Source organism: Candidatus Eremiobacterota bacterium, from assembly GCA_031082125.1.
Taxonomy (GTDB): Bacteria; Vulcanimicrobiota; CADAWZ01; order CADAWZ01; family Ess09-12; genus Ess09-12.
In genome coordinates this window covers 155,652-161,738 of sequence record JAVHLM010000010.1, presented here as the reverse complement: position 1 = coordinate 161,738, position 6,087 = coordinate 155,652, and the positions used below count along the sequence as shown (strand labels likewise).

Annotated in this window: 6 protein-coding genes; 3 read left to right on the top strand and 3 right to left on the bottom strand. The window is 54.4% G+C overall.

The genetic code is table 11. The features are described 5' to 3' along the window. Positions 1 to 1,006 (bottom strand): hypothetical protein (locus RDV48_13465; protein MDQ7823801.1); only part of this gene is annotated, 1,006 nt, incomplete at its 3' end. A 251-nt stretch (positions 1,007 to 1,257) separates the two neighbouring features. Between RDV48_13465 and RDV48_13460 the strand changes: the two genes are divergently transcribed. Next, positions 1,258 to 2,613: an ATP-binding protein gene (locus tag RDV48_13460; protein MDQ7823800.1), complete on the top strand. Its 1,356-nt coding sequence runs from the start codon at positions 1,258 to 1,260 to the stop codon at positions 2,611 to 2,613. Positions 2,614 to 2,768: 155 nt separating this feature from the next. Further along, the gene (locus RDV48_13455) at positions 2,769 to 2,987 is read left to right on the top strand and encodes a hypothetical protein (protein MDQ7823799.1); all 219 of its coding nucleotides are present in this window, start codon (positions 2,769 to 2,771) and stop codon (positions 2,985 to 2,987) included. Between the two features lie 6 nt (positions 2,988 to 2,993). Here the strand turns inward: RDV48_13455 and RDV48_13450 are convergent, their stop codons facing one another. Both RDV48_13450 and RDV48_13445 read right to left on the bottom strand, forming a co-directional pair. Further along, complete coding sequence (locus tag RDV48_13450) at positions 2,994 to 4,145, bottom strand: hypothetical protein (GenBank protein MDQ7823798.1); 1,152 nt, start codon at positions 4,143 to 4,145, stop codon at positions 2,994 to 2,996. A 62-nt stretch (positions 4,146 to 4,207) separates the two neighbouring features. After that, a complete protein-coding gene (locus tag RDV48_13445; GenBank protein MDQ7823797.1) occupies positions 4,208 to 5,356 on the bottom strand; it encodes an FAD-dependent oxidoreductase in 1,149 nt (382 codons plus the stop codon). A 199-nt stretch (positions 5,357 to 5,555) separates the two neighbouring features. Between RDV48_13445 and RDV48_13440 the strand changes: the two genes are divergently transcribed. Continuing rightward, a complete protein-coding gene (locus RDV48_13440; protein ID MDQ7823796.1) occupies positions 5,556 to 6,080 on the top strand; it encodes a GAF domain-containing protein in 525 nt (174 codons plus the stop codon). Positions 6,081 to 6,087: the final 7 nt, after the last annotated feature.

The following is a 6,087-nucleotide window of genomic DNA, read 5'->3' as shown; positions in this document are numbered from 1 at the left end:
CTTTTACCGCTTCCTCCGTGACGGCTTCGACAGGCGCTTCCGTCACTGCTTCCGCGGGAGCCTCCGCCACTGCTTCTGCAGGAGCTTCCTCTGTCACCGCCTCAGGCTCTTCAACGGCAGCCTCAGCGGGCTCTTTTACCGCTTCCTCCGTGACGGCTTCGACAGGCGCTTCCGTCACTGCTTCCGCAGGAGCTTCCTCTGTCACCGCCTCAGGCTCTTCAACGGCAGCTTCGGCAGGCGCTGCCGCCACTGCTTCCGCAGGTGCTTCAACTGCTGCTGCCGCCACTGCCCCTTCCGGCGCTTCCGCCGCTTCGGCTGCTTTCTCAGCAGGAGCCTGCGGTGGCGAGGGCTCTATCTCATCGCTGATCAGTCCTTCTATTTCGGCAAGCAGGTCATCATCGACGATATCTATATGTACAGACTCTTTCTTCCCTATCTCAAGAATCTTTTGCGGCGTCTCCGGGGGCGGAGGCTCTTTTTTCGCTATCTCAAGAATCCTCTTTGGCGGCGCCTCTTTCTCTTTATCCTCCGGTGCTCCTTCAGCGGCAACCTCTGCAGGAGCAGCCTCCTTCCTGGTTATCTCGAGGATTTTACGCGGAGGAGACTCCTTTTCCACAGGAAGCTGAAGCACTGAAGCCTCTCTCTTCTCTTCCTCCACGTCAGAGTCCAGAAGAGCCTGAAGCTCATTATCTATCAGATCGTCAAGCGAGATGGATTCTATTTCCTTATCCGGGCCGCCGTGGGATTCCACTTTGACGGCTGCAGCGGCAGCTATCGCCTCATATTCCTCATCCACGGTCATCTCGGGGGACTGCTTGTCAATGCTCTCTTGATCAGCATGCCCCTGGATTTCAATGTCTGCCTTCTCTTCTTCATCATCAAGGGAGATATCAGCAAGGGCATCGTCAATCAGGTTTTTCAGCTTTGAGATGTGCTCTCCCGGTTCTTTACCCCCTTCGTCTTGGCTCTCCTGGGGTGTTTCTTCCGGCTTTCTCTCGTCACCCATATTCATGCTCCTTGTCGAGTGAGTCTGTTGAACCAGGAACTCTCTGCATGCGGGGGACTTTTGACCCATACGAGGCCTTCCCATGGGAAGCAGTCCCATGAAAGTAATTTTCTCTTCTTTGACTTTTACCTTCTTTCTGTGAAATCCAGGAGCCTGAATCGCATATGGAGAAGTCTTGAGGGGAGATGATTCCCTGCCTGATTCCCCAGTGGGGGAATTGTAAGCCCAAGAGAGTGAAAGGAATTCCTTGAATGGATATCACGTGCCCCGCCTGCCAGCGGGTCCATCCTCTTCCCCGGGAAGCCGAATTTCTCTCAGTCACCTGTCGCTGCGGGGCGCATATCGCCATCACATCAGGGCATCCTGACGACAGCCCTGCAAGGCCGAGGAAAGATGAGTTCGTGATGAGACGGGAGCTGACGGCCCTTATCGAGATTTCAAGGCTCATGGTATCCATTTACGATCGCGAGAGGCTTCTGGGTGAGATCCTGGCCCTCACTCCCGGGGTGCTGGGCGTTGAAGCAGCCTCAATCATCCTTTATGACAAAGAGCGGGACGATATGGCCTTTTACCTCTCCAGGGGGCCCGGCGAAAAAGAGGTGGCCAAGATACGCCTCGCCAAGGGTGAAGGCATTGCCGGATGGGTTTTTCTGAACAGAAAATCGGTAATCTCCCTTGATACCTCCCGCGATGAGCGTTTCTGCAGAAAGGTCGATGATTCGGTGCAGTACACGAGCAGAAACCTGATGTGTGTCCCTGTAATGGCCGGGGAGCAGGTGATTGGCGTCATGGAAGCCGTCAACAAGAAGGAGGGAGAATGCTTTACAGAGCTTGACCTGGCACTCTTCGAATCCATCGCTAACCACGTGGGAGAGGCCCTCGAAAAAACCCGTCTCATAGAGGAGAACATCAAAAGCATGCGCCTCGCCGCCATCGGACAGACCCTGTCAAGCCTGGCGCACTGCATCAAGAACATTCTGAACGGGCTCACGGGGGGGTCATTTCTTATCAACAAGGCTCTCGATGGAAAGAACTTTGAGATGGCACAGAACGGCTGGAATATTGTGGAAAAATGCATCATGCGCATCAAGGAGCTGTCGATGAACATGCTTGCCTATTCCAAGGACAGGAAGCCTGACTACAAAATGGAGAGCCCCAACAGGCTCATCCATGAGGTGGCCGATATTCTGTCAAAAAGGATTGAAGAGCAGAATGTCGCGGTGAGGTATGAACTGGACGAGGGCATAAAGGAAATCCCCCTGGATTCCTTCGGCATCTTCCGCTGCCTTCTCAACATCCTCATCAATGCACTGGAGGCCTGCCCCAGAGAGGGGGGAGAAATCACCATCCACACAGGAACCGCCCCTGACGAAAGCATCGCGATAAGGATATCAGACAATGGCGCGGGGATTGGCGATGACGAACTGGACAAGATCTTCAACCTCTTTTACAGCACCAAGGATGGAAGAGGCACCGGCCTCGGCCTTGCCGTCACAAAAAAAATAATTGAGGAGCATGGCGGGAAAATCTGGGTTCATTCCGCTCCCCTCACGGGAACCACTTTTACCATCGAACTCCCCTTAAGAATAGGCAATCAGGCACCCTGAGCCAGAGAGCACTGCAAAAGAGCGCCAATGCATCCTGGCGGGTAAAAATACCTCTTGCCGCCCCTTTATCACCTGTTGCACCTTTAGTGCTGCATGACAGCACTGCAGAGATTATAATTGGCTTGAAATGAACTGTGTTCCATGGGAGTGCCCGAATGACCTGGAAAGCCTTGAAATGTCCCGATATCGAAGTGACTGGCATCCCCCTCGGCAGCGCCCACAGCGCCCCGGGGAGCATCTATAACCATATGATAGACCAGTTTCAGAGAAAGTTATCGCCCCGCCTGCTTCTCGCTGCCACAAAAGAAACGCCTGATGCCATCTGCAGGAAGCTGAACAGGATGATGGAGACTGACGTGATAATAATGCCCTAGGCGCTCTCAGAATGCATGCTCATGCGCCTGTGAAGAAACCCGCACCGAATCATCGAGGCCCGTGATATCCTTTCCCAGTGAAGCCTGGGCGAGGACCTCCGAAGAGAGAAGATAAGGGTCTTTCAGCATCTCATCGCTCATGATGTCCGGAATTTCAAGCTCAAGCCTGTTGACGGCACTGAATACTCCCATACCCTTCTCCACTTCATCAAGCTCCCTCCTGTGCGGATCCGGTTCATTCCCATGCCCCTCCCTCCCCTCCTTGAGGGCAAAGGTCGCCGGGAGAGAAAAGCTCATGGTATCCCTTCTCCCATCCGTCTTCATGGAGTTCGCCGACCTGCTGAGGGAGGCATAGCTCCTGAGCTTGCCTGCGTGCTTGTCTATCGACTGCGAGGCTGACTGCATGAGATCTATTCCCTGCCTGAGAGACTGGATGGTCCAGTCCTGGTAAAACTTCCCCACCATAAGCTCATCATTGGGCCTCTCCTCCGATCTTCCCACTGGTGACTGGCCCTGGGGGAGGTCCGGATAGGACTGGATCTTTTCCGAGAGTTCATTGAAGACCTTGTGGGCCCCTTCAGGACCGACCTCCTGGCCAAGTTTCATTATCTCCTGGTTGCACTCGTTCATTCTCCTCGTCACCTGCGCCATCGGCCCCAGCATCCCCATGAAGCTCCGCATCGAGCCCATCACTGAGCGCATTGAGTTAATAAGGTCCTGGGGGGAGGAATAGACAAGGTTTGACGCTTTGTTCATGGACTGGATTTCCTTGGCAAGGTCGCGGTAGAACTTGGCATAGAGGTTGTTGTAATTGTGAAGGACCTTGGCGAGGCCGATCTTGTAATGTGCCCAGGAGCGGAGGGACTCCTCTTTTCTGGCGGTGGAATATTCCAGGGTGCCCAGGTCAAGCATTACCTGGGACTTCTGTTTGAGCCTGTGGAGATCGGCACCGTCGGCTGATTTCTTTTCATTGGAGCCGGAAAGGGATGTATCGCTGAAGAGGGTATAAAGCCTTTCATTTGTTACAAGAAGGTTCCAGTCCTTCCTGCCCCGCCGCGCCGATCCTTCACGCGGCGCCAGACCCGGCGCCTTCCTCTGTTCCTTCGACAGGTTTTCATGGGCTGCGCCAAGTGCAAACGATGCGGTGAGCTTCTCCATAGAAATATCCCCCGTTCCCTGGATTGTCTCTCTTCACATTGTAACAAAAGCGATGCCGGGGGTCAACCTGGCCTCCCTCTCCAGAGTCTTTTCAATATTCTTCCCTTCAGGCGGTCCAGGAGATCACCATAGGAAATGGTGCCGTTCAACACGGCGCCTGCTTCGGAAGATACATTCACAAGCCCCCCGTAGGTGATGGCAGGAAACGAATAGGCGACCTTCACGAAAGTTCCTGCAATGAGAAGCTCACGGCCCAGCTCATTGTGAATTCTCCTGGAATAGTCACCAGACGATCCTCTCCCTTCCAGCAGATCGCTCAGCACCGCCGCCGCAATCTCCCCGCTTTTCAGGGCATGCTTTATCCCCTCGCCGGAGAGGGGATCAGCCAGGGAAGCCGCGTCGCCGAGAAGGAGAATATTTCCCCTGGCAAGGCTGCGGCGCCCCCCGTAAACCTGAAGAGGGGTAACGCTGAAATCCTTGAGGGTTCCCTGAAGGGAGAGGTTGTCCATGAACTCCCTGGTCTTCCTGTAAAGCAAGGCACGCGATGCCGCACTCCTGGTGTAAAGGCAGAGAAGAAGACGGTCATGCTTGGGAATTATTCCTCCATAGCCGTTCCTGAGAAAGGCGAAATCTATATGAACCTTTCCCTGGTAAGAATCGAGAAGCTTTCTCTCCAGGGGAAAAAGATCGGCCACTGACGCCATGCCGAGTGATTCTTTGCGGTGTGAGAGGGGAAAGCAAAGGTGCGCCGGCAGGGAGAAAGCTCCGCTTGCCAGCGCTGCATAGCGGGCCGTATAGACTCTCCCCCCTGCGGTCTCAATGAGCACAGTCCCCTCATTTTCCCTCACACAGACAACAGCTTCCCCCTCAACAAGCCTGGCTCCCCTTTTCACCGCCTCACATGCCAGGTGATAATCAAATTCCCTGCGCTCGACGGAATAGACTTCAACAGCCCCGGTGCTCCTTTCGCAGTGCCGGGTGTTCCGGAACGAATAGCCCACCCTTGAGAGGCCTATGAATGCTTTCTTGATGGAATCAATGAAAGGATAAGCCTCGACGGTGGCGCGGGGAACTGCGCCGCCGCATGGCTTCTTCCTCGGGAGGCGCTCCCTTTCAACAAGAAGCACATTCAGGTTTCTCCCGGCGAGAAAGAGAGCGCAGCTCGCGCCGGCAGGGCCGGCGCCTACCACTGCCACGTCATATCTGGTCATGGTCCATGCTCCCTCCTGACCATCGCAGGCTTCAGTGAATATTTTTCCACCACCGCTCGTGGTCCTGCCAGGGAGGAGGAAAAATGAGAGGACCATGGAAGCGCAGCACTCCAGCCAATAGGAATCCTGCGGAGCAGCGTGGAACATTAACATTGAAGAGTGACGGGTAAAGAACAGGGGAGCAAAGGAGTGAGGCGCAATGGGAGAGAGACACTGCAGCCTGGATGAGCTCAATGCCAGGATCGAGCGGCATGGGGCATCGGCGGAAAATGCCGAGAACGCCCTATCGTGCTGTTTTTCTGACATAGTGGAATGTTTCAAACCAGGGCGGGCCTTTATGCAGCTCTATGACGAGCAGAAGGATGACTTTTTCATTATAGCGGGCCATAACGTGGATACGTCACATGTGATTGAATCTGAGCAGCTGAGCCTTACTATCCTCAACACGGTGATAAAAAACGAGGAGCCCGTTCTTACCGCCGATGCGATGGAGGATATCCGTTTCAGCAACAAGTCAAGCGTGGTCATCTCGGGCCTCCGGTCGGTCCTCTGCTCACCTATCCTTTCTGATGAGGGGCTGCTTGGAATCTTTTACATGGACAATAATTTTTACAAGGGCGTCTTCAAGAAGGAAGATATGGCCTCTCTGGAGGCAGCCTGCAGAAAGCTCGCCATGGTGGTGAAAAAAGTCCGCCCCGACATAAAGCCGAGGGAAAGGGACTGAGGGGAAC